Genomic DNA, 23,690 nt, shown 5'->3' on the forward strand with positions numbered 1-23,690 from the left:
CGACGCCGAACGCCTGCCGCCGCAGCGGCAGACGAACTTGCTCTGCGCAGTCACATGCGGGGAGACGTGCAAGCCCTCCGGGGCAGATGCCGAAGGCCCCTCGCCGTGAGCGGCGAGGGGCCTTTGCGCGCCGGCGGGCGTCGGACGGTTCTGCACCGTCGGCATCCGCCGTTTCGTCGATCCTCAGCTCTGGCCGGCCCGGTCGGTGGCGGCGACCGCAGCGGCCGCACCCGGCTCGACCAGTTCCGGCTTCGGTCCGCGTCGCGGCGACGGCAGGCGCACCGACGCGGCCTTCCGCTCCCACACTCTGGTGGTCCGCACGTAGCCGTAGACCACTGAGCTCGTCGCCAGCATCAGCAGTGGCCCGAACACCCACGGTTGCTCGGCCATCTGCACCGACAGATAGCGGTACGACACCAAGAGCGCGGCGAAGACCGCGGTGCCGTAGGCGACCATCTGGACACCCGGCCGGTCCCAGCCGCGGTCGAGCGCGCGCAGAGCCGTCTCGATCGTGAGCGTGAAGACCACACCGGCGATGATGTCCGCGCCGTAGTGGTAGCCGAAGCCGAGCGTCGCGCCGAGCGTGGCGATCAGCCAGAAGGCGCCCAGGCATCGCAGGGCCCAGGGACCCTTGAGGGAGTGGATGAAGATCGCGGTGGCCCACGCCGTGTGCAGACTGGGCATGCAATTCCGCGGCGGAGTTCCGTCGAAGAGCATCGGCTGCGGGTCACCGACCGGCGGCGGCGTGTGCGGCCACAGATCGGCGACCGCCCACTGCCCCCCGTCGGCACCGTAGACGAAGATCGGTCCGACCACCGGGAAGATCATGTAGATGCCCGGCCCGAGCAGGCCGATGGCCAGAAACGTGCGCACCAGATGATGGCCCGGGAAGCGGCGCTCGGCCGCCACGTTGCGCAGCTGGTACAGCGCGACGACGACCGCGGCCACCGCGAGCTGAATGTAGACCCAGTCGAGGACATGGGCGCCGACCGGACCGGTGGCCTCGACGATCCGGCCGACCACCCACGACGGATCGCCCAACGCGCGATCGGCGGTCGCCACGTACTGGTCGAGCACCGTAGGGCGCGTCTCCGACGTGATCAGCAGCCAGGTGTAGCCGGTCTTGCGGCCGGCCACGAGCAGCAGGGCCAGTCCGACGCCTTTCAGCAGCAGGGCGCGGTCACGGCCGGTACGGCGCGTGACGGCGATGACGGCACAGGCCAAAGTCACCCACAACGCGCCGTTGCCGACCATCATCTTGGCGTCGACAGCCCACCGCACAAGCCAGAAGACGGCGTCGACGCCGATCGCGGCGCCGAGCGCGATGAACCGCTGCCGCCAGGTGAGCACCACCATCATCAATGCCATGCTGACGTACAGCACCGTCCCCGATTTGGGGGCGAATATCACCTCGCGCGCCTGGTCGGTGATCGGCCCTCGCTCACCGTACCGACGCGCGGCGATCTCCAGTGCGATGAGGAATCCGAGGCCCACCGCACTCACTGCGACCCACAGCAGGACGCGTGGCTGACGCCACGCATCGAACCGAGGGCTACCGCCTCGCCGCGAAGACCCTCGCGTTGGTGTGGATATCAATTTTTCAACCGATTTGTGATATTTTGACATGATCGTTATGAGCTCGAACATGCTAGCGGAAAAAGCGGGTTTCGCTCATCACGGGTAGGTCAAATCCAGCAATCGGCTCGCCCTTCGCCCGCAGCCCGACCATGGCGACCAATAGCGCCGCGCGTCCGGTGATCGAGGGGGGGGTCGGCGGCTCCGTGGACGCGTCCGTGGACGGAAGGGCCCGGGCGGGGACTTCGCGGGAGCGTGCGGGGCCCGTCCGGCCTGAGCCTGGTCGAAGCAGACGCGCCTGCTCTCCGACACCGATACCGGACGCCGGCTCGCCTGTGCGCACAGGCCGGCGTCGCCTCTGCTTGCCCAGGACCTCTGAACACTCCCGGCGCCGGTGGCTTGCACCGGCGTACGGCGGGCTGTCTCGGGAGCGGGACTGTCGCGAGCCCGCCGTCGGCGTGGTTCGTCCGTCGCCGACACCGGATCGTCGGAGTGACATTGGCGCATCGGAGGGGACGGCCGCCTCCGGCCGGGAAGCCGTTGAGGGACGTGGGACCGGTGCTGGAGATGCGCGTCGCCCTCTCCCGGGCCCCCGGCCGGAGTCGGCCGCACAGAGGAGCACCGGCGCCGGACGGCGGCGCCGACAGAGCGAAGGAGACTCGCCATGAGCAAGGTGGTAGTGGACGTGTCGATGTCCCTGGACGGGTTCACGGCCGGACCGAACGTCCGGGAGGAGGAACCCATGGGCGAGGGCGGCGAGCAGCTGCACGAGTGGATGGCCGGGAAGGGACCTGACGGCGGGGTCGACATCCGCATCCGCCAGGAATTGGATGCGTCGGTGGGGGCCACCGTCATCGGACGACGCACCTTCGACCTCGGCCTGGGCCCGTGGGGCGGCACGCCGTGGCCTGGTATCCCCAGCTTCGTGGTCACCCACCGGACCAGGGAAGACCTCCTCGGCGACAACGGCGGAACGTTCGCCTTCGACGGGCTGCACGCCGCGGCCCGGCGCGCCAAGGAAGCCGCGGGTGACAAGGACGTCCTCGTGCTGGGTGCCGCCGTCGCCCGGCAGCTGCTCAGGGCGGGCCTGCTGGACGAGGTACGCATCCACCTCGTCCCTCTGCTGATGGGAGAGGGCACACCGCTGTTCGCCGGGGAGCGGGCCGAACTGATCCCCCAGGGGCAGCCCGTCGCGGGGTCCGTGACCCACCTGCGTTACGGAGTCCCGAAGCCTTGACGCCCGCTCACCGGCTTGGGCCCTGGCTGAGTGAGTCGGCCCCGATGACCGTCGTTGTCCCCGTGATCCGGCAGACATCCGGCCCGGAGGAAGTACCTGTCGGGGAAGCTGACTTGGTCGGCATGACGAGCCAGATCATCACGCTGGTGGGCGTCCTCTCGGGTGCCCTCCTGTCCTTCGTCGTCACACACTGGGCCGAACGGACCAAGTTCCGGCAGACCCTCGCCACGCGCCGGGACGAACGCAAGCTGGATGCCTGCATCCAGTACACATCGTGCGTGAAGGAGGAAGTTCGGACCGCTCGACAGGCTGTGGAGGCTTGCGAACGAGGCGACGACAACACCGAAGCGCTCGCCGAGATGGAGGCGGCAGAAGCCAAGCGCTCCGTGCTCTTCGAAGGCCTCATTCTGCTGAGCGACGATACTGCTGCCGATGCCGCCAGAGCGGTCAACGAGAGAACGTGGAACCTTCTGGAGCGGGCGCGTCGCCCTGGCCCTGGCCCTGAAATGGGCGCCCGCCAGCGGGAGTTGAGCAATTTCGTCATTGAAGCACTCAACGTGCTCCACCTCGCGGCCCGACGGGATCTGGCGATGCACAACCGAAGCGCCGCCCTCGGGCGCCGGCAGACACGTGCTCTGTGAGGTCGGAGGCCCACCTTTCTCGCGGACCTGCCGCCAAGGTCCGGTGCTGTCACGGCAGTTGCCTGCTGGGCCCCCTCGGCCGGCGGCCCCCACCGATATGAGCAAGGACAGCTCGTTGACGATCAGGTCCGATCTCTCAGCGCCGCGTATGCCCGCTCGACCTCGCCCACATACTGCGCCAGGCTGAAGCGAACTTCCTCCACGGGCCTGCCATCGGGGCCCGGGTACATCAGGCCGGACCAGACGACCCTCTCGCCCCGGAGCCTGACTCGGATCGTCAACCTGTCCGGCCCTGGCTCTGGCTGCTCCTGGGTTGCCACATCCACCTGACACGGCATATCCGTCGGGTAGAGCGGTCCGCCCGGGCGGAGCAGTTGCGCCGGAGCCAGGCCGGCCATTCTGCTGTCGCTGCGCGCGATCACGTCGAGGCCGTCGACAAAGAGGTACGTGTGAACGGCAGCACACGCCGGCGGCCCAGGACACGCGCTGATGAGCAGCGCGCTCACCGTACCGGCGCTTGGCCCATGCGGCACGGTGGCCCTCACCCCGCGTGGGGGTCTACGCGGCATCCGCCTGATGTGACGTCATGAACCGATCGTAGTCGTCACGCCGGACGACCCGGTGCCCGGTCGCGAGACGCTGCCGGCGTCCAGACTCCGGGTACTTCCCGCCGCGGATCTGATCGTGGCCCGCCACGGCGCCCCGTTCCCGGCCGACGACACCGCGCCGCGCCACCGGTGCTGAGCACGGCTCTACCCGCTGGTGCTACAGCTTGTCGTCCCGTTCCAGGATCAGACTGATCGAGCCGTCCTCGAGGTTGATGCCACCCTCAAGATGCTCGTGATACCCGTCCCTGAGCTCGGATTCAGCCAGACCGTTCAGTCGCTCAGCCAGATCCCGCAGCCCGGCCGCGTTGGCCCCGATGGTGATTTCGGTAGCTGATCCGTACACCTTGATCCGAGGTTCATCCATGGCGGCACGCTACACAGCGAGGTCGGCGGATTCTCGATGCCGGCGTGAAGCGTGGCCGGCCCTCGTCGGGAGCACCGGTTTCGATTGCCCGAGTTCCGTTGGCACGCGACCATCACCAGATGAATGAAGTTGAGGGTCCGGTGCTGGTGCGGGTTGTGCAGACGTGTTCCGCCTACCCGTCGCAGTGGGATGCCTGGACATCGGAGGGCCAGTACTTGTACCTCCGGTACCGGCACGGTGAAGGCTGCGTCGAGCGTCATCCCGACCTTGACCTCGACACACAGGGCTCCTGGAATGAGGGCCTCTCAGAGCTTCTGACCGTGTGGGACGACGGCACCGGCCGCGGGGGCATCAGCCTTGAAGCCTTCCTCGCGGCCTCTGGCTTGTCGTTGGCGCCGGGCGCATCGGTGAGCTGATGCGAACCAGATGAATCCTCGCCGTTGGACCGCCGTGGCTGCCCAGGTGTGCGCTCCAGCCGCGCGGCCTACGCAGCCGGGGCCCGGAGCCTGGTGGTAGATCAGCGAAACGCCCTCCCCCGCCTCCGCGGCCTAGAAACGAACAAGGCCCAGGGTCCCGGTTCGGGGCCGGTGGCCTGGGCCTTCGTCGTGCTTCCTGCTGGTGGGCGCGGACGTTTCGAACCGCCGACATCTGCTTTGCAAGCCCGGCGCCGCTCGCGGGACAGTCCTTGCGGTTCAACTGCCATACGGGGAGCCGGGTCTGCCAACGGCCCCTGCGCCGCCATACATCCCGATTAGCCGTGGTTGACCGCTCGATCCGGCACGGATCTGGCACGCGCGCGCACGGAACCGTATCTTCGGAGCCACGTCCAACGGCCAGGAAGGGGGGTGCTGCGTGATACGCGAGAGCAGGGCCCGTCGTCGCTGTGTGGCGGCTGTTTCGGTTCGTGCGCGGCTCGTCGCGGTAGCGGCCACGTCCTTGCTGGCTGCAGGATGCGGCATGCTGAATGATCCGGTCAAGGAACGCTGGGATTCCAGAACCGAGTTTTCAAGTTGCGGCGAGGTGCGCCTGGATCAGGGTGAGGAGATGCAGAAGCAGGCGGTACGGGAAATCGTCTGTCTCCGGCGAGCCCTCAAGAGCGGCGAGAACGCAGAACTGAAAGTGACCCATCCCACCGTGGAGGGTGACCCGATTCGCGAATACTACCGCTTGACGCCGCAAGGCAGGCTTGAGGTGTACACCGACAGCACGGACGACCACAACTCGGACCAGAAGTGGTCGTTCGCTGAGTGCTACACCCCGGAATGGTTGGCTGAGATTCCCTGCGATCGATGAACAGCGCCAACGATCCCATTGCCGCGATGAGGTCGTCTATGGCCTCCTGGCAACGGACTGGTCCCGCATCAGACGCTTACACGCTGAGTCGCAGCGTTGGCCTATCGGTGCTCAGGCGATGCAGACACCGTGGGCGGCCGATAGCCGACCGTCAGGCAGAGGTCTTGAAAACCGTCGTGGCGCGAGTCACCGTGGGTTCAAATCCCACACCCACCGCCAGGTGAAACGGCCCCTGACCGTGTATTTCGGTCAAGGGCCGTTCTGCAGTCCACTCCCCGCCAGCGGAGGAGACGGGCTACGTCTTCACGACACGCACCCGGTCGGCCCGTCGAGCCGCGGACCTGTACCGCTCGTTCACCCGCATCGCCGAGACCGCCGGCCTCCGCGTCATCCGGCCCAGCGGACGTCAAAGGCCCCCAGCCATGATCGGCTGGGGGCCTTCGCACTGGTGGGCGCGGACGGTTTCGAACCGCCGACATCTGCTTTGTAAGTTCGATCCCTCATCCGTGCGGCTGGCTCGGACGCGTGCCCGCGTGGTGGTCCATGGTCCAGCTCCAGTCGCTGGGATCCGTTGTCGTCTGGCGACGTTGATGTCAGCTGGTGATGTCAGATCGTGGGTGTTCGTTCGGAAGTGGGGCGCGTACGAACTGGGTACATCGCTCGTCGCATGCACCCATAGCGTGGAAGTTCTTTCGTGCTTCCGTAAGGCTCAGCCAGCCGTTGGGGCCGCCTCGAACTCGGCCAGCATCGTGGTCGTCCTGCCCGTCGTCCTCCCAGAAGCACACCGGACAGATCTCGAAGTTACTGCGCTCGCCGAGCGTCAGGAAGCCACAGCAGGGACAAGGGTGCGGACCGTCCTCGGCCTCCCCTTGGATGTTGACGAACGGAGTGACCATCACGGCATCCTGCCTGGCGTCGCCGCCGATCGCGAGCCAATAGGTACGAGCTGCCCAGTCAGCAGAGCCATGAGCCTGTGAATCACTGATCGAGGGCTGCTGTCCACCACCAGTTACGACGCCGCCCTGCAGCATCAAGGCCTATCCAAGTCTCCGGCACGTGCTGATAGTAGGGCGGCTCCTCAGCCATCGCCGCTATGCCAGAGCAGAAGCATGACCAAGGTCGGTGGAGTCCGCACGGCGTAGCTCAGTGCCGGCGTCGGGTCCTGATGCACTTACTTGGAAGACGCCGTATGCGGATCGGTGCTGACCTGCGGCGTCGGTGACCTGCGGGGACGTCGCCGACTCGCCCTTACTCCCCGTGACTCCCCCCTCGTTCCCCTCTGGTCGGGCACGCAGGGGGCACGTGACTAGCTCTCGGTGGGGCCCTCGGCTTCCTCCGCTCGATCGAGGCTGCGAGTGATTGAGATCACTACCACGGCCATGATCGAGATATAGATCAGGCTTGACCACGGCTGCGGGACCTTGGACTGAGCTACGCCCGCGAGAACGCCAAGAGCAACAAGCCGGGCGATCAGCAAGGGGCGTCGGACGATATGGCGCAGGACGGTGGTGAACGTGCGGGGCCGCTGCGGGCGATCGGCACTCGTCGGGTCCATGGCCGGACTGTACCGCCGGGTGAGCAAGGCGGCCCCGGACAGGCAGGCGACGGCCCTGTGTGCCGCAACGCTTTAGTCTCCTCGGATGGACGAGTCCCCTTGCTTCTGCCTGCTCTGTGCCCCGACCGAATGGGGCGGCCCCGTGTCGGAGGAACGCGATCGTCACATCGCGAAGAACGTCGCGGACTACGGTTGGCACGTCATGGGTGTGGCCGGCGGTGACGCCCCTGGCGACTGGGGCTACTCAATCGGCCTCTGGCACACACTGCGCAGTCCAGAGGTCAGCGTGTTCGGCCTGCCCTCGCAGACCGCGATGAACGTGGCGAACGCCGCTGGGGCAGCGATCCGGGACGGGAACCCACTCGAGCCCGACCAGCGCCGGGGGGACGTCCTCAATGGCCACGACGTGGTGGTCCGGCCCGTGCATCCCAGCTGGTACCACGCCTTCTTCGGCGCGGGCATCGACTTCTACCAGACCCCGCCACTGCCGATCACTCAGCTGTTCTGGCCGGACAAGGCCGGGCGGTTCCCCTGGGACGAGGGAGTGAACGAGCACTGCCGTGTGAGCCAACCACTGCTCTGGGTGCCCAAAGACGAGACCACCGGCCCGTGGGCGGAGACCAGCTGAGGTCGGTGTAGCGGCTTTGGGCGGGAGCTGCCATGGGGCGAGAGATCATGGCCCCGTAAGCTTCCGGCGAGTCGGGCAGTCTGTGGACCTTGTCTCGTACGGCAAGGTCGCCGAGTTCCAGAAGCGCGGCGCCATCCACTTCCATGCCGTGATCCGCCTCGACGGACCGGACGGCCCCGACACGGCCCCGCCGTCCTGGGCCAGCGTGCAGCTGCTCGACGACTCCATCCGGGCTGCCGTCGCCCACTCGTACACCTCGATCACCGTCCCGGCCGCCGGGGACCAGCCCTGCCGGCCTTTCCGCTGGGGCACCCAGCTCGACATCCGACCGGTCAAAGCCTTCGACGACGGCTCTGACATCACCGAACAGGCCGTCGCGTCCTACGTGGCCAAGTACGCCACCAAGGCGGCCGAGTCGACCGGCAGCCTTGACCGCCGGATCGGGAACCGGGAAGTCCTCGACCTCCTGGACGTGCCCGACCACCCCCGCCGCCTCATCGAAGCCTGCCTCGACCTCGCCCCGCTCTACCCCGACCGCAAGCTCGCCGCCTGGTCGCACATGCTCGGCTTCCGCGGCCACTTCTCCACCAAATCCCGCCGCTACTCCACCACCCTCGGCGCGCTGCGCCAGATCCGCGCCGACTACCGCGCCACCCAGGACCACGACGCCCTCGGCGACCCGGACACCGTCCTCGTCCTCGCCTCCTGGGAGTACGCCGGACACGGCCACACCCCCGGTGAGTCCGCCCTCGCCGCCTCGATCGCCCGCGACATCCAACTCAACCGCGAAACCGCCCGCGAAGCACTGCAAGACCAACTCGCCCTGGAAGGAGCCGCAGCATGACCACCGCCACCGCCGAACTGCTGACCGTGCCCGAGGTCATGGCACGGCTCAAGCTAGGACGCTCCACGGTCTACGACCTCATCCGATCGCGCCGCTTGACCTCCATCACCATCGGACGAGCACGGCGCGTACCGGCCGACGCCGTACGGGACTTCATCACCCGCGAGATCGAGGAGGCTGCGTGATGGCCTCCCAGCGCAAGCGCAACCCCAACGGCGCGGGCACCATCACCAAGCGCAAGGACGGCCGCTATCAGGCTGCCGTCTACGTCCTCCAGCCGGACGGCACCCGCGCCCGCAAGTTCGCCTATGGCAAGACCTGGGCCGAGTGCGACACGATGAACGTCTACACGCACGTCGTCCAGGACACGCAGCGCGAGGCTGTCAGCCACATGGACCGGATGCTCAAGAGGCGGCCCGGCCGTGAGTGACCGCCCCCGTTGATGTCAGATGTGGATGTCAAAGGCCCCCAGCCATGATCGGCTGGGGGCCTTTGTGCTGGTGGGCGCGGACGGTTTCGAACCGCCGACATCTGCTTTGTAAGCCTCGCACCGCACTCGAACGCGTCCTCGCAGGTCACCCTGCGCGCGACGGCATCAGACCTGGTCGAGGGTGTTTGCGCCGCACGCTGCTTCGAGTGACCGTGGTTGACCACTCCATCTGGCACGGATCTGGCACGGCCCCTTCCGCCTAAGCAGTGATGGGCACCACTCGCGCATCACGCTGGGCGACAAGGCACAGGGAACCTTGGCCCCGCAGCCCGCAGAGGCTGAGCCTTCGAGCCGTCAACTTACCTGGGCAGCAACCTGCTTGCGGGACCTCTAGCGGACCGCGCCTCGTAGACTGCAAGGGGTGAAGCGTGGACAATCACTGACTGTCGTACAGGCGGCTCGGGCCGTTGCCAGCCTGAGCAGAAGGAGGGGCGATAGTGGGTTCTGCAAGCGATGAGTCGCAGCAGTTGGCGTTCGGCGAGGAGAGCGTCACTATTAGTCCCGCCCGCTTCGTTGTGGCGGCGCAAGGCACGACAGACCTGGTGCCTGTACGAATTTCGCTCGCCATCATTGAAAGATTCTCTGAGGGGCTCTACAGCTCTCCCAACAAGACATTCGAAGAGCTTGTCTCAAACTCGTATGACGCCGGTGCGGAGCATGTCTGGGTATACATGCCAGGCGATCTTGCATCTCCTCAGGCTTCCATCTTAGTTGTTGATGACGGCGAGTCCATGGATGTTCAAGGGTTGCAAGATCTCTGGCGAATTGGAAAATCGCGTAAACGGGAGGACGAGTCGCGCGGCCGCCGCTACCCCATTGGTAAGTTTGGAATCGGGAAACTTGCTACCTATGTGCTTGCCGAAGAACTCACATACATCGCTTTGAAGGATGGTGTATATCGGGCAGTCACTATGGATTATCAAATGGTTCAGGGTGACATGAGCGACCCTCACACCTTGAACTTGGAGGTTGCTGAACTCACGCGTGAAGAGGCTCGTGAGGCACTGCTTTCGAATCTTCGCGATTATGGCGTACGGATGAAGTCTGTGATGGATTTCCTCTTCGTGGACAACGGGGAGGGGCCAAAGCACTGGACAGCTGCCGTAATGACTCGATTGAAGAAGCCGGCGCAGGGAATTCAGCAGGGTCGGCTGCGATGGGTGCTTTCTAGCGCAATTCCCCTGAACCCGTCATTCAACCTTTTCTACAACGGTGATGCCGTTGAAGCATCCAAGGCTCAAGGTGACGAGCTGTGGCGCTTCACTATTGGGCGATCCGAAGATGTGTTGCCTCCTGGAGCAAGGGTAGGGTCCGCCACAAAGGTCAAAGTTGACGGCGAGGAGACCCCTGCCTATCGACTTCCGCTGGCTGGAGCAATCTGGGGGCAGGCCCAGCTTTTTGAGGACTCCCTACAACGAGGAAACAGTGGGAAGCTGGGGCGCAGCCACGGATTCTTTGTCAGAGTGCGTAATCGGCTCATCAACCTCGACGATGCACAGTTTAACGTGGGCCCTGATCTGCATCATGGCACGCTCTCTCGTTTCAATATGGTGATCAATGCAGACGAGTTGGATGGCCTGGTAGCGAGCCCGCGCGAAAGCCTAATGGATTCCCCTGAGGTGCGCGAACTGAAAGAATATATGCTCGCAGTCTTCAATAAGGCTCGTTCCGCTTTGACTCAAATTGACGAAAAGGACAATATGCCTCTGCTTACCCAGCAGGGGCGAATCTCGAACCCGCCCCCTGGGCTTACGCAAGGGCCGCTTCGAAGGATGCTCCGGAGAGCATCCCAGGGAGATGAGGCAGTACGGGAGTCTTTGGGAATCAAGCCCGATGTGTCCATCATTCCGGATACACTCGTGCAAGGCGGGGACGAGATCCTTGAGCAGGTGCTCGTGGAGCCTGCGAGTGAAGATTCGCGGCTCATCTCCTATGATCCCCAACGCCGTGCGGCCATCCTGAATCAGTCACACCCATTCATCAGCAATTACATTGATCGTGATGGAACGCAAGAGGCACTGCAACTGCTCGGGCTCACAGAGCTGCTCACCCAGGCGTATATGCTCGACGAGAATATCGATGCAGTAACCGTCAATCGCATCATGAAGCGGCGTGATGCATTCTTGCGCGACTTGGTTAGCTACCACCCGCGATCAGCTCCCGTGATCGCCAAGAGCTTGCGTGATTCGAGCAATGATGAGAAGGCGCTCGAGGACGCAGTCGCAGACGCTCTTGCCGTTATGGGGTATGCCGTGCAACGCGTCGGCGGTAAGGGCACGCCAGACGGTATTGCAACTGTGAGGCTTGGTCGGCGTGGTGCGGGTGGAAGCGAAAGTTACGCGCTCACCTACGACGCGAAATCGAGCGGATCTGAGGCGCGTCGAATGCTGGATCCAGAGAAGAAGACAGCAAAGACGCCGCGCATCCAAGCCGGCACCGCGCGGACTTCGGTTCTCCGCGTTCACCGCGAGCGCGCGGCCGAGCAGTTCAAACTCGACGTGGCGCCTAAGTTTACCTTGCTCGTTGCTCCTGGATTCCAGGGAGATGGCGACGATAAGGCCCTCATCGGTGACATCTGCCGCAATGATGGAATTACGCCGATCACGGTGGAGGATTTAGCTCGACTTGTGGAGCTCTTTCCATTGCGCAGGCTGTCGCCGTTGAAGCTCTTGGAGCTCTTCTCCATCCATACACCTGCTGGAGCGCGTGCCTTCGTTGACGGAATCGAAGCACAGGAACCGCCGGCAGCACCGCCCGTCGCTGAGGTCATCGAGCTCCTAGTGCAGTACTCCGAGCGTCGGACACCGGTCACGGTGGACACGATTGTTACTGCGGTCTACGAGCGGCGGGGGCTTGACCTCGATCACGATGAAGTAGCGGCTATTGTAAGAGGTCTAGCTGCGCTTGCGCCGGCAACGATGTACTTCGATGGCCAACTGGTTGCTCTTAATGCTTCACCGCAGGGGCTACTTGGGGAGCTCCGTCAGACCTTTGGCGAGTATCCCAATAGGCTCGCTGATACGTACAAGGTTGCCGTGCCTGTACCCAGGCAGCGCGTAGAAGAGGATCAATGATTACTGCCCGTGCTGCCGTTCACCCGTTCCCCGCTCGTATGGCTCCTGAGCTGGCGGCGGCTAAGGTGCTGAGTCTCGCCCCTGATGCCGTCGTCCTTGATCCTATGATGGGGTCGGGTACATTTCCGCTGGCCGCCGCTCGATCGGGCCACCAAGCCTTCGGGTGCGATACGGATCCGCTTGCTCTTGTAATTGCCAATACTCTGGCCGCGGACTACGCGCTAGACGAATATCTCGAAGCGGCAGCGACAGTTGTGAAGAGAGCGGATGATTTGCTAGGCGTAGATGTGGAGGTGGATACCGAGACGTCTAAGTTCATTGATTTTTGGTTTGACCCTCAGGCGCGATCGCGACTCTCTGCGCTGGCCCTGGCGATTGCTGAAGCGCCGACTTACCTCCTCCCTCCGTTGTGGTGTGCGTTTTCTCGCTTGATCATCGCCAAAGATGCCGGCGCTTCCAAGGCGAGGGATGTTTCGCATTCCCGTCCGCACAGGGTTCGTGAAGTCGCCTCCTTTGATCCGTTGGCAAAATACACATCCTCAGCGAAGTCAGTGGCTAGCCGCGTACTCACTTATCGTGAGGTGGAGGCAGGCGTTGCTTCGCTAGCTTCACTCAATATTCTCCGCGCTGACGCTCGAAAACTTCCCTTCGGGCGAGCGAGTGTTGATGCAGTGATGACTAGCCCTCCCTATCTGATCGCCATTGACTATCTCCGTGGCCATAGAATGAGTCTTGTATGGATGGGTTATTCAATTTCATATCTGCGATCGCTCCGCTCGGGCAACATTGGTTCGGAGGCGGGGTTGATCGTCGAGTCGGATCTTGAAGTTGTTGCGAAGTCATCTTTTACGGGATCACTGCCGGAGCGCAGCCAGCGCGTCATCGGTCGCTATGTGCGAGACATGGATGAAGTTATGGCGGAGATCGCGAGGGTCGTAAAGCCGGGAGGCCCTGTTTCCTTCGTAATGGCTGACGCACGGATGAATGGGGTCGAAATCTCGATAGAGGAGATTCTCTTGAGGTTGGGGCGGCGGAATGGTCTTCTTGATCGGTCCCGAGTCTCACGGGAGCTTCCGGCCAGTCGGCGCTATCTCCCGCCTCCCCGGAACGCAGATGGTGCGCTGGGTAAGAGGATGAAGGAAGAGGTGATTCTGACTTTTGAACGTAAGTGACCAGGAAGCGGTGGCCGTCGCTGAGGTCGGTGGAGCGGCTTTGGGCGGGAGCTGCCATGGGGCGAGAGATCATGGCCCCGTAAGCTTCCGGCGAGTCGGGCAGTCTGTGGACCTGCCCGTTAAAGCACGACGTTGGGGCCATGATCTTCGAGGCTCGCCCCATGGTGGCTGTCTAAAGCCGTGGAGCCGACCGGCCCCAGCCACAGCGGGCTACCGTCCACAGCATCAGGTGTGCTCGCTTCAGCCGCGCGGCCGGCGGAGCCGGGGCCCGGAGCGGGGCGGAGACAGGAGCGTCGGGGCCCGGCGCTGGAGCCGGGGCCGCGCGCGGCGAGCGGAGCGAGCCGCCTTGATGAAGTAGAGAAACTCTTACCGCATGGGCGCTCTTGTGGCTCCATGGGTCCCGCTGCTGCGATAGCGACAACGTCGTTACGAGCGCTGGGGGTTCAGTGGAAGAGCTGCGCATCACGTCGTGGAAGCGGTTCGGGCATGATCGGCTCTACGCGAATCTGGCTGACGGCACCGCTGTCGCGTGGCTCGACCGCCGGTCCGGTGAGGTCACCATTGTGGAACCGAAGTATCGACAAGCTGCTCTGGATGCGCTCGCGCCGCACATGCATGGGCCGTCAACGACCAAGCCTGGTTTGCCCGCGGCACCGCAGCTGCCGCCGCTGTCCCCTGAGTTCGACTTAGCGTCCAACGCGCCTGGCACCGCACTTCGAGACCGGCTGAACAAGTCCGGCCCAACGCTGGCAGAGCGGACCTTGGCTTGGCTAATGCGCCGGCCAAGCCCAATGCAGTCATGGCGAACTGGGCTGGCCGGTGAGAAGAGAGTGGGTTCCGAGCTGAACCGTCTCACGCGGCAGGGCTGGCACGTCCTTCACGCTGTCCCGCTACCTCGTGACGTCGACGTTGATCACCTACTCATCGGCCCTGGCGGGGTGTTCAGCATCAACACCAAAAACCATCAGGGCAAGGCCATCTGGGTCGGGGACGACATGATCAGGGTCAACCGGGGCAAGCCGCAGCCGTACGCGATCAAGAGTCGAGCTGAGGCGAAGCGAGTTCAACGAGTGCTCGAAACGTACTCAGGCTTTGCGGTCCCGGTACAGCCGGTCCTGGTCTTCGTCGGCGTCTCGGAGCTGAACGTTGTAGCTACGCAGTTGGCCGTCCGTGTCTACCGCGAGCGTGAGGTCTCCGCTCTCGGGCCCCTGTCCGGCGTTCTTGATCAATCGCAGGTGCAGCATGTGTACGGTGTCGCCCGGGATCGCCGTGCCTGGCTCGACGCCTGATCCGATCGCCTTAGCCGGCCCTCAGGAGACGCTTGCCGTCGTGACTGCGCACATGCGGGCCGCTACCGTCCAACGCATCCAGCAGGCGAACCGCGTAGACCTCGGACATGCGCTCGGCGACCTCTTCCGGGGTGAGCCAATCAACCGCCGTCGATTCGACTGAGGTTCGCTCTACCCCGCCAGCGGGCTTGCAACGGAACACCAGGGCCACGATGCCACGCGTGGTGTTCTTGTAGACCCCGGTCAGCTCGACGACCTCGACCCGGATGCCAGTCTCTTCCCAGACCTCGCGGGCTACGCCCTCCTCGGGGGCCTCGGTGAGTTCGAGGACCCCGCCCGGCAGCTCCCAGGTTCCGTTGTCTGCTCGACGGATAGCCAGGAGTCGCCCGTCCTCGCGCACCACTGCTCCCGCCACGGACACGGAGTGCAGTGGCGTTGACTGGGTCTCGCTGGCGCTGTTACTCATGTACAGGAGCATAGGAGAGTGAGAAGGACTGTGGGAACTCCCGTAGGAGGTGGCAGGTCCGTACCTCGGTACGTTCAGATCGCCGACGAGATCATTCAGCAGATCCGGGCAGGCGTCCTCAAGCCTGGTGACCTGGTGCCCAGCGAATCCGAGCTGGTGGAGCGCTACGGCGTTTCCGGCGGCACCATCCGCAAAGCCATGGTGGAGGTCAGGGCCAGTGGCCTGGTGGACACCCGCCATGGCAAGGGCTCGATCGTGAAGGACCGGCCGCCGGTGCGGCTGCGTTCCTCGGACCGGTTCCGCGCCTCGCACCGCCGCGGCGGCAAGGCCGCCTACCTCGCCGAGTCGGCCCAGTCCGGCGCCACGGCCAAGGTCAGCGTCCTCTTCATCGGCCCGATGGAAGCTCCCGAGGAGATCGCCGAACGGCTCGACGTTCGCGCCGGCACTCAGGTCCTCGCCCGGCGACGCCTCTACTTCCGCAACGGCGTCCCGGTCGAGACCGCCACGTCGTACCTGCCGTGGGATGTGGTGAAGGACATCCCCCAGCTGTTCTCCGAGAACCCCGGCCCCGGCGGCATCTACGCCCGCCTGGAGGATGACGGCCACACCTTCGCCGAGTTCGTCGAGACGCTGACAGCGCGCCCGGCCGCCAAGGCTGAAGCATCCGAACTGGCCCTGAGCCCTGGGGCGCCGGTCGTTCACCTGCTCCGGAACGCGGTCACTGAACAGGGCCGCGTGGTCGAGGTCTGCGACACGCTCATGGCGGCTGACCAGTTCGTTTTCGAGTACCGCATCCCCGCATCGGACTGACGCTCACTCAACTTCCCTCAACCCGCCGGGACTTCTTCCTCTGGCGGGTTGACTCATGTATAGGAGTCGTGCACTCTTCTTCATGGCACTCATGTACATGAGTGACGGAGTCCAGCACTTCTAGAGGAGTGATCGTTGTGCGTCAGATCCCCGTCGACACCACCGGCGCTGTCGTGATGGTGGCCCAGCCCCCGCAGCCGAAGATCGCCAACCGTCAGACCGGAGAGGTCGCCACCGACCGGGACACCGGTGCACCGCTGATGACGATCGACGTCATGTTCGTGATGAACGGCAACGCCGAGATCCTGAGCCTGACCGTTCCGGAGACCGGGTTCACCGGCGAACTCACCACCGGCACCCCGGTCGGTCTCACCGGCGTCGTGGCCCGCCCGTGGGAGAACGAATTCAACGGCCAGAAGCGGCACGGCATCAGCTTCCGCGCGATCGCCGTCACCTCCCTGGCGGCCGACGCCAGCAAGCCGAAGGCGGCGTGATCGTGACCGGGACAGCGATCGGCCTGCTGGCCGTCGTCGGGCTGGCGCTGCTGCTCAAGTGGCGCCGCCCCGCCTGGTACTGGCTCGCCTTCGGCATCGGCCTCGCGGCCCTGCGGGTCCTGGTCCGGTACGCCTCGGTCATGGACGCCTGCGGGCTCACTGTCCCGCCGTCCCGGTGGCGGCTGGCCTGGGCTCGAATCGCCCGCCGGCCGGTCCCGAACCCCCGGCCGCCGCGCATCCTGAGCCTGCGCCCGACCCGTACCGGGCTGGTGCTGAGGCTCGGGCTTCGGCCCGGTCAAGACGCCTTCGACTTCGCCGCCTCCACGGACCGGCTGCGGCACTCGTTCACCATGCAAGGCGTCACCTCGCGCGAGATCCGCTCCGGTGTGGTCGAGCTGCGGATGACCGGCTACGACGTCCTAGCCCGGGTGCAGATGCCCGCCAAGCTCGACCGCATGCCGATGCGGGTCCCGGTCGCGCTGCGGGAGGACGGTGCCGTGCACTACCGCGACTACCGGACCTCACCACACGCACTGACGATCGGGGCCGTGGGCTCCGGCAAGTCCGTCTACCAGCGCCATCTGGTCGCCGAACTCGCCGCACAGGACGTGGCCTTGGTCGGCGTCGACTGCAAACAGGGGGTGGAGCTGTTCCCGCTGGCCCGCCGGTTCTCCGCGCTGGCCGACAACCCCGACACCGCCGCCGACCTCCTCGACGCGCTCGTCACGCACATGGAGGGCGTCTACCAACTGGTTCGCGCCGACCAGCGCATCACCTCCGACATCCCCGACGCGGAGATCGCCGCCGACATCTGGGACCTCCCGGCCCATCTGCGGCCTGTCCCGATCGTGGTCCTCGTGGACGAGGTGGCAGAACTCGCCCTGTCCCCGACCAAGGCGGACGAACCGCGTCGGGACCGCATCATCACCGCCCTCGTCCGCCTGGCCCAGCTCGGCCGCGCCGCCGGCATCTACCTCGAGATCTGCGGGCAGCGCTTCGGCTCCGAACTCGGCAAGGGCATCACCATGCTCCGCGCCCAGCTCACCGCCCGCACCGCCCACCGAGTCAACGACGAAACCAGCGCCAACATGGCCTTCGGCGACATCGCCCCCGACGCCGTCCTGGCCGCCATCTCCATCCCGACCGACACCCCCGGCCTCGCCGTCACCGGCGACTCGTCCGGCGGCTGGGCCCGCATCCGCACCCCAAACACCTCGATGCGCCAGGCCGTCAACGCCTGCAACCGGCACGCCCACCGCACCCCCGAGCTGCCCAGCCTCGCCGCCTTCCGGCCCGAACTGCCGCCCACGGTCCCGCCCGTCAAGATCCCGGCCCCGACCGAGGCACCCGCCTCCGCCTGACACACCCCGCACCCCGGTCGGCGCGACCGCCTCGCGCCAGCTCCCTACCCCGCCATGCCCAAACGCACTGCATAAGGAGGTGAAGACATGACCCGCTCGCTCCGCGTCGACGCCGTCCTGGTGCAAGCCGTGATCGCCGGGGCCCTGTCCTTCGCCCACCTGCACGACCTCGCCGCCGCTGCCGGACAAACCGGCTGGAAGGCGTGGGCCTACCCGGTCTCCGTCGACCTGCTCCTGGTCGCCGCCTGGCGTCGACTGCGCAACGACGGCCCGTCCCGGCTGGCCTGGTGCTGGTTCCTCATCGCCCTGGTCGCATCCCTCGGCGCGAACGTCGCCACCGCCGGATTCCTCGACCTCGCCGACCCGCCCGCCTGGCTGCGCTTCGGCATCGCCGGATGGCCCGCCCTCGCCTTCCTCGGCGGCACCCTCCTCGCCCACTCACCCGCCGCGACCGACCTCGACGCCGAACCGGACACGGACCCGGAGCCGGTCGAGGTGGTGCCGGCCGAGCCGGAGTCCGCACCTGAGCCGGTTTCCGTCGCCGAGCCGGAGCCTGCTCCGGCCCTGCCCGCAGCGCCCGAGCCGGAGCCCGGCCCGGCTCCGCCAGTCCCGGCCGCGCTAGTCGACCACGCCCGCAAGGTCGCTGACGCGCACCGCGCCGCCACTGGCACACGGATCGACACCGACACCCTGCGCGCCCGCCTCGGCGTCCCGGCCCCGATGGCCGAAGCCATCGCGGCCCAGCTCGCCTGACCAGAAGGGACAACCGCGATGCCCGCCCGAGACCACTTCCACTCCGTGATGCGGATCGGACCGATCCAGGTCGGCACCCACCGCGACCGGCACGGGCGCACCAAGCACGCCGCCGTCTGCACCGCCGACCGCTGCGGCTGGTCCGCCGACTACTCCAGCTCCTCCGCGGCCCAGCTCGCCGCCCGCACTCACCGCTGCCGCATCGCCTGACAGGAGACCGTCCGATGAACGTCGAACTCCCGCTCATCCTCGTCATCGCCGTCTTCGGCTACTTCGGTATCCGACTCTTCCGCCCGCCGACCTGGCTGATCGTGGTGCTCCTCCTCGGCGGCTTCCTCCTCGCCGACACCTTCCTGGCCCCCGCCATCGAGTCCGGCACCCGCACCGGCGTCGACGCCGTGAACAACACCACCAAGTGACCGAACGGAGAACCGCCATGCTCCGCCCGAAGATCCCGACCATGCCGACCCCGACCGGCATCGTCACCCCGACCGCCGTCGAGCCGACCGCGATCATCCAGCACACCCCAGCCCAGGCCCCGGCCCCCGCTGCCGTCGCGCCGGCGGCACCGGCCCGGCCCACGGTCCAGCTCACGCCCGGCACCGTGCTCGCCCTCATCGGTGGCGGCACCGCCGTCGTCCTGGTCGTCGGCGCGGTGCTGGTCTCGATGCTCCTGGCGGTCGCCGTCACCGCGGCTTCGGTCGCCGTGTGCGCGCTCGTCGTTCGCTCGCTGATCACCTCCGAGCACAAGCGCCGCTGACCGGCCCCCGGGGCGGTCTCAACCGCCAAGTCTTGCCCGCCCCGGGAGCCGTGCCCCAACCCATCGCAAAGGACAAGAAGGGACACCCATCATGGCCCAGCCCACCACCACGCCCGCTCGGGTCTGCTCGAACTGCGACGGCTTCCCCACCGTCCGCGTCACCCTCGGCGGCCGCGACCGGCACGGCAACCTGCGCACCATCACCGTCCACTGCCCGGCCTGCCACGGCACCGGCACCCGCCCCGCCCGCCGGCCGATCCCCGCCCGCATCGGGGTGGCCGCGTGACGAACACCGCCACTGCGGCGGGCCTGGACGCGGCCACCCTGGACGATGTCCTCCGGGTGGCCGGGTCCCCCGGCTTCGACCGCTGGAAAGACCAGGTGCACCGCACCGGCGGCTGCTCCGACCCCATCCACCTGACCGGCTGGACCCTCGCCAAGGACCGCACGACCGGCGAGACGCTGCGCCGCTACTCCACCGACACCGAGCCGGACGGACGGCTCCGCGTTGCCTGCGGCAACCGCCGTGCCTCCCGTTGCCCCACCTGCGCTTACACCTACGCCGGAGACACCTACCACCTGATCCGCGCGGGCCTGGCCGGAGACGAGTCCAAGGACATCCCCGTCACGGTCCGCGACCACCCGCGCGTCTTCGCCACCCTCACCGCCCCCTCGTTCGGACGCGTGCACAACCGGCCCGACCGTGGCGTCTGCCGCTGCGGCACCCGCCACCTCGAGGACGACCCCGCCCTGGGCACCGCCCTCGACCCGGCCACCTACGACTACGCGGGCACGGTCCTGTTCAACAACCACGCCGGGCAGCTGTGGCAGCGCTTCACCACCCGGCTCCGCCGTGAGATCGCCGCCCGCGCCGGACTCACCCAACGCGAACTCAAGGACGTGCTGCGCCTCTCTTACGGCAAGGTCGCGGAGTTCCAGAAGCGGGGCGCGATCCACTTCCATGCCGTGATCCGCCTCGACGGACCGGACGGCCCCAACTCGCCGCCCCCGTCGTGGGCGAGCGTGCAGCTGCTCGAGGACTCGATCCGGGCCGCCGTCGCCCACTCGTACACCTCGATCACCGTCCCGGCCGCTGGGGACCAACCGTGCCGGCCTTTCCGCTGGGGCCGCCAGCTCGACATCCGACCCGTGAAGGCGTTCGGCGACGGTTCCGACATCACCGAGCAGGCCGTCGCCTCCTACGTCGCCAAGTACGCCACCAAAGCGGCCGAGTCGACCGGCAGCCTCGACCGACGTATCGGGAACCGGGAAGTGCTCGACCTCCTGGACGTGCCCGACCATCCGCGCCGTCTCATCGAGGCATGCCTCGACCTGGCCCCGCTCTACCCGGATCGGAAGCTGGGCGCCTGGGCGCACATGCTCGGCTTCCGCGGCCACTTCTCCACCAAATCCCGCCGCTACTCCACCACCCTCGGCGCGCTGCGCCAGATCCGCGCCGACTACCGCGCCACCCAGGACCACGACGCCCTCGGCGACCCGGACACCGTCCTCGTCCTCGCCTCCTGGGAGTACGCCGGACACGGCCACACCCCCGGCGAATCCGCCCTCGCCGCCACCATCGCCCGCGACATCCAACTCAACCGCGAAACCGCCCGCGAAGCCCTGGAAGGGAGCAAGCTGTGAACGACCGTCTTATGACCGTGGCCCAAGCTGCCGAAGTCCTGGGTACGAGTGAGCGGTTTCCTCGTCGGCTCATCGCAGAACGCCGCATCGTCTTCGTCAAGGTGGGACGGCATGTCCGCATCCCTGAGAGCGCGTTGGTCGAGTTCATCTCAAACAACACGGTCCAGCCGATCATCACTCGCTCCCGGCTCGGGGCGGTGGCCTGATGGCGAACACCAAGGGCAAGCGGCGCCGCTTCGGTGCGGTGCGCAAGCTGCCGTCGGGGAGGTTCCAGGCTCGCTATCAGGGACCGGACGGACTGCTGCGATCGGCGCCCGAGACGTTCCCGTCGCAGACCGATGCTGACCGGTGGCTCGTCCGCAAGGAAGCGGAGATCCTCGACGGCCGGTGGAAGAACCCGGACGACAAGGTTCTCTTCGGGGCGTACGCCGACGCCTGGTTCAAGGAGCGCGACTACGCGGCGACCACCCGCGAACGCAACGGCAGTGCGCTGCGCCTCCACATCCTGCCGACCTTCGCGGACGTGGTCCTGAGCGAGATCACGACGCCCCAGATCCGCCGCTGGCGTGCCGGCCTCCTGGAGTCCGGTGTCGGGGAGCCGACGGTCGCCAAGGCGTATCAGATTCTCCGAGCCATCATGAACACCGCGGTTGACGACGAGGTGATCCAGCGCAACCCCTGCCGGATCAAGGGCGCGGGCGCGGCCAAGACTGCGGAACGGCCGTTCCTCGAGGTCTCCGAGGTCTTTCAGCTCGCCGACGCCGTGCCGTCCCGCTTCCGGGTGTTCATCCTCCTGGCGGCCTTCACCGGACTTCGCTTCGGGGAGCTGGCCGCGCTCCAGCGTCATGACGTCGACCTGGAGCGGCGAACCGTAGCCGTGCGGCGTGCGCTGGCGGAGACCCGCACGGACGGCATCCTGCTGAAGACGCCCAAGAGCGCGGCCGGTGTGCGCACCGTCGCCTTCCCCGCCTCGCTGACGGCGGACCTGGCCGCTCATCTCGACGCGTACGCCGAGCCGGGCCGCACCGGGCTGGTGTTCACCGGGGCACGGGGTGGGCAGCTCCGCCGGAACAACTTCCGCCGCCTGTGGCTGCGAGCCCTGGAGACGACCGGCCTCGGAGACGTGCACTTCCACGATCTGCGCCACACCGGGAACACCCTCGCCGCGACCGGCGGTGCCACAACGCGTGAGCTGATGCAGCGGATGGGGCACTCCTCGGTGCGGGCCGCGCTGATCTATCAGCACCTGGTGAACGGCCGTGACCATGCCATCGCCGCGCACGTCGACGAGCAGATCAGGAAGTTTCAAGATCGGGACGGATGATGTGGCCTCGATGTGGCCTCCATCTGGCACGGAACTGGCACGACGCCACTCCCCCGCCCTCGCGGCCAAGGAACGAACAAGGCCCAGGCTCCCGGTTCGCTACCGGTGACCTGGGCCTTCGTCGTGCTACCTGCTGGTGGGCGCGGACGGTTTCGAACCGCCGACATCTGCTTTGTAAGAGCAGCGCTCTACCCCTGAGCTACGCACCCGTGGATGAGGCCACAGCCTACATGGCGCATCCCCCGCAGCTCCAAACCGCCGTCGGGCCCCGATCGCCCCAGGTCGGCTCGCCCCCACGCCGCCGGCGGGCGTACGGGGGATAGCCCCACCAGGGAGACGGTGGGCGGCCGGATCGATCGCGGCCCCGGCGCGCTCGTAGGGTGAAGGAACATCACGCAGAGCTATCCGCGCAGCTAACCGCACAGCTACCTGGGGGAAAGATCGCCATGACAAGCGGACTCCGTCGTCATCATCGCCGCGTTGTCCGGGGCGGCATCGTCGCCTCCGCGGTCGCGCTGCTCGCGGTCGCGCTCTCCGGGTGCGGGAGCGCCGACGCCAGTGAGGCGCCCGTCGAGAAGAAGTCGTTCGCGCTCACCGGGACGGCGCTGACCATCGCTTCCGACAACACCGACATCGAGCTCGTACCGGCCGACGTCGAAGAGGTGGAGGTGACCCGGCAGGTCGACGGGTGGGTGTTCCTCGGGAACGGGCCGGACGCCACCTGGAAGATGGCGGACGGGACACTCACTCTCAAGGTGAAGTGCGACGCCATCGCCAGCGACTGCGTGGCCCGCCACACCGTGAAGGTGCCGCGCGGCACCGCCGTGACCGTGGACGACGACAACGGGAGCGTGACGGCGAGCGGGTTCGACACGGCGTTGAAGCTCCGCTCGGACAACGGGAGCGTGAAGGTCACCGACTCCAGTGGGGCCCTCGAGCTGGACAGCGAGAACGGCAGCGTCGTCGCGGAGCGGGTGACCGGGAAGAGTGTTGTGGCCCGGTCCGACAACGGGTCCGTGCGGCTCGAGATGGCCGCGGTGCCCGACCGGGTGGAGACCCACAGCGACAACGGGCGGGTCGAGATCAGGCTGCCCGGCGCCGGCGCGCCGTACGCGGTGGACGCCAAGAGCGACAACGGGGACGTCGACGTGGCCGTGCCGACCGACGACAACAGCACTCACATCGTCAAGGCCCGCAGCGACAACGGCGAAGTCGTGGTGCGCAGCGCGAACTGACAGGCCCGTGTGTTCGTCCTTACCTGGTGGGAGAATTAAGCGGACCGGGACCGGGCAGGGCGGACACAGCACG

Annotated in this window: 26 protein-coding genes, 1 tRNA gene and 2 pseudogenes; 23 read left to right on the top strand and 6 right to left on the bottom strand. The window is 66.6% G+C overall.

From position 1 onward, the window contains the following. Window positions 1-183: 183 nt before the first annotated feature. Window positions 184-1,596: a phosphatase PAP2 family protein gene (locus ACTMTU_RS08055; protein ID WP_441263157.1), complete on the bottom strand. Its 1,413-nt coding sequence runs from the start codon at window positions 1,594-1,596 to the stop codon at window positions 184-186. Between the two features lie 643 nt (window positions 1,597-2,239). On the opposite strand from ACTMTU_RS08055, the gene ACTMTU_RS08060 reads away from it, so the two are divergent. Both ACTMTU_RS08060 and ACTMTU_RS08065 read left to right on the top strand, forming a co-directional pair. Beyond that, window positions 2,240-2,812 carry a dihydrofolate reductase family protein gene (locus tag ACTMTU_RS08060; RefSeq protein ID WP_441262795.1) on the top strand — a complete coding sequence of 191 codons (573 nt, stop codon included), beginning with the start codon at window positions 2,240-2,242 and terminating at the stop codon, window positions 2,810-2,812. Window positions 2,813-2,856: 44 nt separating this feature from the next. After that, on the top strand, window positions 2,857-3,453 hold the full coding sequence (locus tag ACTMTU_RS08065; RefSeq protein WP_441262796.1) for a hypothetical protein: 597 nt from the start codon (window positions 2,857-2,859) through the stop codon (window positions 3,451-3,453). A 765-nt stretch (window positions 3,454-4,218) separates the two neighbouring features. Here the strand turns inward: ACTMTU_RS08065 and ACTMTU_RS08070 are convergent. After that, window positions 4,219-4,425: an Imm32 family immunity protein gene (locus ACTMTU_RS08070; RefSeq protein ID WP_441262797.1), complete on the bottom strand. Its 207-nt coding sequence runs from the start codon at window positions 4,423-4,425 to the stop codon at window positions 4,219-4,221. Window positions 4,426-4,544: 119 nt separating this feature from the next. Between ACTMTU_RS08070 and ACTMTU_RS08075 the strand changes: the two genes are divergently transcribed. Both ACTMTU_RS08075 and ACTMTU_RS08080 read left to right on the top strand, forming a co-directional pair. After that, window positions 4,545-4,841, top strand: coding sequence for a hypothetical protein (locus tag ACTMTU_RS08075; protein ID WP_441262798.1), 297 nt, complete (start codon window positions 4,545-4,547; stop codon window positions 4,839-4,841). A 541-nt stretch (window positions 4,842-5,382) separates the two neighbouring features. After that, on the top strand, window positions 5,383-5,718 hold the full coding sequence (locus tag ACTMTU_RS08080) for a hypothetical protein (RefSeq protein ID WP_441262799.1): 336 nt from the start codon (window positions 5,383-5,385) through the stop codon (window positions 5,716-5,718). A gap of 593 nt (window positions 5,719-6,311) precedes the next feature. Here ACTMTU_RS08080 and ACTMTU_RS08085 read toward each other — a convergent pair. Continuing rightward, entirely contained in the window at window positions 6,312-6,749 is a 438-nt protein-coding gene (locus ACTMTU_RS08085) for a CPCC family cysteine-rich protein (protein WP_441262800.1), read from the bottom strand. Between the two features lie 275 nt (window positions 6,750-7,024). Continuing rightward, a complete protein-coding gene (locus tag ACTMTU_RS08090) occupies window positions 7,025-7,273 on the bottom strand; it encodes a hypothetical protein (RefSeq protein WP_441262801.1) in 249 nt (82 codons plus the stop codon). Window positions 7,274-7,358: 85 nt separating this feature from the next. Here ACTMTU_RS08090 and ACTMTU_RS08095 point away from each other — a divergent pair, with 85 nt between their 5' ends. From ACTMTU_RS08095 to ACTMTU_RS08125, 7 genes and pseudogenes are all read left to right on the top strand, one after another. Beyond that, window positions 7,359-7,901, top strand: coding sequence for a DUF4262 domain-containing protein (locus tag ACTMTU_RS08095; RefSeq protein WP_441262802.1), 543 nt, complete (start codon window positions 7,359-7,361; stop codon window positions 7,899-7,901). Window positions 7,902-7,992: 91 nt separating this feature from the next. Continuing rightward, window positions 7,993-8,745 (top strand): annotated as a pseudogene (locus tag ACTMTU_RS08100) (replication initiator); the annotation flags it as partial. Beyond that, window positions 8,742-8,930 (top strand): helix-turn-helix domain-containing protein, encoded by a 189-nt coding sequence (locus ACTMTU_RS08105; protein ID WP_189882858.1) that lies wholly within the window; start codon window positions 8,742-8,744, stop codon window positions 8,928-8,930. The pseudogene ACTMTU_RS08100 and the gene ACTMTU_RS08105, both read left to right, overlap by 4 nt. Then, window positions 8,930-9,079 (top strand): annotated as a pseudogene (locus tag ACTMTU_RS08110) (site-specific integrase); the annotation flags it as partial. The gene ACTMTU_RS08105 and the pseudogene ACTMTU_RS08110, both read left to right, overlap by 1 nt. Before the next feature lie 593 nt (window positions 9,080-9,672). Further along, window positions 9,673-12,309 carry an ATP-binding protein gene (locus tag ACTMTU_RS08115; RefSeq protein WP_441262803.1) on the top strand — a complete coding sequence of 879 codons (2,637 nt, stop codon included), beginning with the start codon at window positions 9,673-9,675 and terminating at the stop codon, window positions 12,307-12,309. Continuing rightward, complete coding sequence (locus ACTMTU_RS08120) at window positions 12,306-13,481, top strand: hypothetical protein (protein WP_441262804.1); 1,176 nt, start codon at window positions 12,306-12,308, stop codon at window positions 13,479-13,481. The genes ACTMTU_RS08115 and ACTMTU_RS08120 overlap by 4 nt, the downstream gene beginning before the upstream one ends. Window positions 13,482-13,927: 446 nt before the next feature. Beyond that, a complete protein-coding gene (locus tag ACTMTU_RS08125; protein ID WP_441262805.1) occupies window positions 13,928-14,770 on the top strand; it encodes a nuclease-related domain-containing protein in 843 nt (280 codons plus the stop codon). A gap of 10 nt (window positions 14,771-14,780) precedes the next feature. Here ACTMTU_RS08125 and ACTMTU_RS08130 read toward each other — a convergent pair whose 3' ends face one another. Continuing rightward, entirely contained in the window at window positions 14,781-15,248 is a 468-nt protein-coding gene (locus tag ACTMTU_RS08130) for an NUDIX hydrolase (RefSeq protein ID WP_441262806.1), read from the bottom strand. A gap of 18 nt (window positions 15,249-15,266) precedes the next feature. Here ACTMTU_RS08130 and ACTMTU_RS08135 point away from each other — a divergent pair, with 18 nt between their 5' ends. The 11 genes from ACTMTU_RS08135 to ACTMTU_RS08185 all read left to right on the top strand — a co-directional run bounded on the left by ACTMTU_RS08135 (window position 15,267) and on the right by ACTMTU_RS08185 (window position 22,382). Further along, a complete protein-coding gene (locus ACTMTU_RS08135; RefSeq protein ID WP_441263158.1) occupies window positions 15,267-16,046 on the top strand; it encodes a GntR family transcriptional regulator in 780 nt (259 codons plus the stop codon). 137 nt (window positions 16,047-16,183) lie between these two features. After that, window positions 16,184-16,540: an SCO3933 family regulatory protein gene (locus ACTMTU_RS08140; RefSeq protein ID WP_364596558.1), complete on the top strand. Its 357-nt coding sequence runs from the start codon at window positions 16,184-16,186 to the stop codon at window positions 16,538-16,540. Window positions 16,541-16,542: 2 nt separating this feature from the next. Beyond that, window positions 16,543-17,901, top strand: a complete 1,359-nt coding sequence (locus ACTMTU_RS08145; protein WP_441262807.1) for an FtsK/SpoIIIE domain-containing protein — start codon at window positions 16,543-16,545, stop codon at window positions 17,899-17,901. Between the two features lie 87 nt (window positions 17,902-17,988). Further along, window positions 17,989-18,654 carry a DUF2637 domain-containing protein gene (locus ACTMTU_RS08150; protein WP_441262808.1) on the top strand — a complete coding sequence of 222 codons (666 nt, stop codon included), beginning with the start codon at window positions 17,989-17,991 and terminating at the stop codon, window positions 18,652-18,654. Between the two features lie 18 nt (window positions 18,655-18,672). Further along, window positions 18,673-18,864 (top strand): mobile element transfer protein, encoded by a 192-nt coding sequence (locus tag ACTMTU_RS08155; RefSeq protein ID WP_441262809.1) that lies wholly within the window; start codon window positions 18,673-18,675, stop codon window positions 18,862-18,864. A gap of 14 nt (window positions 18,865-18,878) precedes the next feature. Next, window positions 18,879-19,073 (top strand): hypothetical protein, encoded by a 195-nt coding sequence (locus tag ACTMTU_RS08160; protein ID WP_356621020.1) that lies wholly within the window; start codon window positions 18,879-18,881, stop codon window positions 19,071-19,073. A gap of 17 nt (window positions 19,074-19,090) precedes the next feature. Then, window positions 19,091-19,414: a SpdD-like protein gene (locus ACTMTU_RS08165; RefSeq protein WP_441262810.1), complete on the top strand. Its 324-nt coding sequence runs from the start codon at window positions 19,091-19,093 to the stop codon at window positions 19,412-19,414. Between the two features lie 91 nt (window positions 19,415-19,505). Further along, window positions 19,506-19,700, top strand: a complete 195-nt coding sequence (locus tag ACTMTU_RS08170; RefSeq protein ID WP_441262811.1) for a hypothetical protein — start codon at window positions 19,506-19,508, stop codon at window positions 19,698-19,700. Beyond that, the gene (gene repSA, locus ACTMTU_RS08175) at window positions 19,697-21,058 is read left to right on the top strand and encodes a replication initiator protein RepSA (RefSeq protein ID WP_441262812.1); all 1,362 of its coding nucleotides are present in this window, start codon (window positions 19,697-19,699) and stop codon (window positions 21,056-21,058) included. The genes ACTMTU_RS08170 and repSA overlap by 4 nt, the downstream gene beginning before the upstream one ends. Next, a complete protein-coding gene (locus tag ACTMTU_RS08180) occupies window positions 21,055-21,264 on the top strand; it encodes a helix-turn-helix domain-containing protein (RefSeq protein WP_441262813.1) in 210 nt (69 codons plus the stop codon). Before repSA ends, ACTMTU_RS08180 begins: the two co-directional genes overlap by 4 nt. Continuing rightward, a complete protein-coding gene (locus tag ACTMTU_RS08185) occupies window positions 21,264-22,382 on the top strand; it encodes a tyrosine-type recombinase/integrase (RefSeq protein WP_441262814.1) in 1,119 nt (372 codons plus the stop codon). Before ACTMTU_RS08180 ends, ACTMTU_RS08185 begins: the two co-directional genes overlap by 1 nt. A 134-nt stretch (window positions 22,383-22,516) precedes the next feature. On the opposite strand, the gene ACTMTU_RS08190 is transcribed toward ACTMTU_RS08185, so the two are convergent. Then, a tRNA-Val gene (locus tag ACTMTU_RS08190) sits at window positions 22,517-22,591 on the bottom strand. A gap of 237 nt (window positions 22,592-22,828) precedes the next feature. Here ACTMTU_RS08190 and ACTMTU_RS08195 point away from each other — a divergent pair. Further along, entirely contained in the window at window positions 22,829-23,617 is a 789-nt protein-coding gene (locus tag ACTMTU_RS08195) for a DUF4097 family beta strand repeat-containing protein (protein ID WP_441262815.1), read from the top strand. Window positions 23,618-23,690 lie beyond the last annotated feature (73 nt).

Source organism: Streptomyces sp. OZ13 (assembly GCF_052068155.1).
Taxonomy (GTDB): Bacteria; Actinomycetota; Actinomycetes; order Streptomycetales; family Streptomycetaceae; genus Streptomyces.

Excerpts from the sequence above, each read along its gene's own strand:
- ACTMTU_RS08060 (WP_441262795.1), top strand. The coding sequence starts at position 2,240 with ATGAGCAAGGTGGTAGTGGACGTGTCGATGTCCCTGGACGGGTTCACG.
- ACTMTU_RS08065 (WP_441262796.1), top strand. The coding sequence starts at position 2,857 with ATGACCGTCGTTGTCCCCGTGATCCGGCAGACATCCGGCCCGGAGGAA.
- ACTMTU_RS08070 (WP_441262797.1), bottom strand. The coding sequence starts at position 4,425 with ATGGATGAACCTCGGATCAAGGTGTACGGATCAGCTACCGAAATCACC.
- ACTMTU_RS08075 (WP_441262798.1), top strand. The coding sequence starts at position 4,545 with ATGAATGAAGTTGAGGGTCCGGTGCTGGTGCGGGTTGTGCAGACGTGT.
- ACTMTU_RS08080 (WP_441262799.1), top strand. The coding sequence starts at position 5,383 with ATGCTGAATGATCCGGTCAAGGAACGCTGGGATTCCAGAACCGAGTTT.
- ACTMTU_RS08085 (WP_441262800.1), bottom strand. The coding sequence starts at position 6,749 with ATGCTGCAGGGCGGCGTCGTAACTGGTGGTGGACAGCAGCCCTCGATC.
- ACTMTU_RS08090 (WP_441262801.1), bottom strand. The coding sequence starts at position 7,273 with ATGGACCCGACGAGTGCCGATCGCCCGCAGCGGCCCCGCACGTTCACC.
- ACTMTU_RS08095 (WP_441262802.1), top strand. The coding sequence starts at position 7,359 with ATGGACGAGTCCCCTTGCTTCTGCCTGCTCTGTGCCCCGACCGAATGG.
- ACTMTU_RS08105 (WP_189882858.1), top strand. The coding sequence starts at position 8,742 with ATGACCACCGCCACCGCCGAACTGCTGACCGTGCCCGAGGTCATGGCA.
- ACTMTU_RS08120 (WP_441262804.1), top strand. The coding sequence starts at position 12,306 with ATGATTACTGCCCGTGCTGCCGTTCACCCGTTCCCCGCTCGTATGGCT.
- ACTMTU_RS08130 (WP_441262806.1), bottom strand. The coding sequence starts at position 15,248 with ATGCTCCTGTACATGAGTAACAGCGCCAGCGAGACCCAGTCAACGCCA.
- ACTMTU_RS08150 (WP_441262808.1), top strand. The coding sequence starts at position 17,989 with ATGACCCGCTCGCTCCGCGTCGACGCCGTCCTGGTGCAAGCCGTGATC.
- ACTMTU_RS08155 (WP_441262809.1), top strand. The coding sequence starts at position 18,673 with ATGCCCGCCCGAGACCACTTCCACTCCGTGATGCGGATCGGACCGATC.
- ACTMTU_RS08160 (WP_356621020.1), top strand. The coding sequence starts at position 18,879 with ATGAACGTCGAACTCCCGCTCATCCTCGTCATCGCCGTCTTCGGCTAC.
- ACTMTU_RS08165 (WP_441262810.1), top strand. The coding sequence starts at position 19,091 with ATGCTCCGCCCGAAGATCCCGACCATGCCGACCCCGACCGGCATCGTC.
- ACTMTU_RS08170 (WP_441262811.1), top strand. The coding sequence starts at position 19,506 with ATGGCCCAGCCCACCACCACGCCCGCTCGGGTCTGCTCGAACTGCGAC.
- ACTMTU_RS08185 (WP_441262814.1), top strand. The coding sequence starts at position 21,264 with ATGGCGAACACCAAGGGCAAGCGGCGCCGCTTCGGTGCGGTGCGCAAG.
- ACTMTU_RS08195 (WP_441262815.1), top strand. The coding sequence starts at position 22,829 with ATGACAAGCGGACTCCGTCGTCATCATCGCCGCGTTGTCCGGGGCGGC.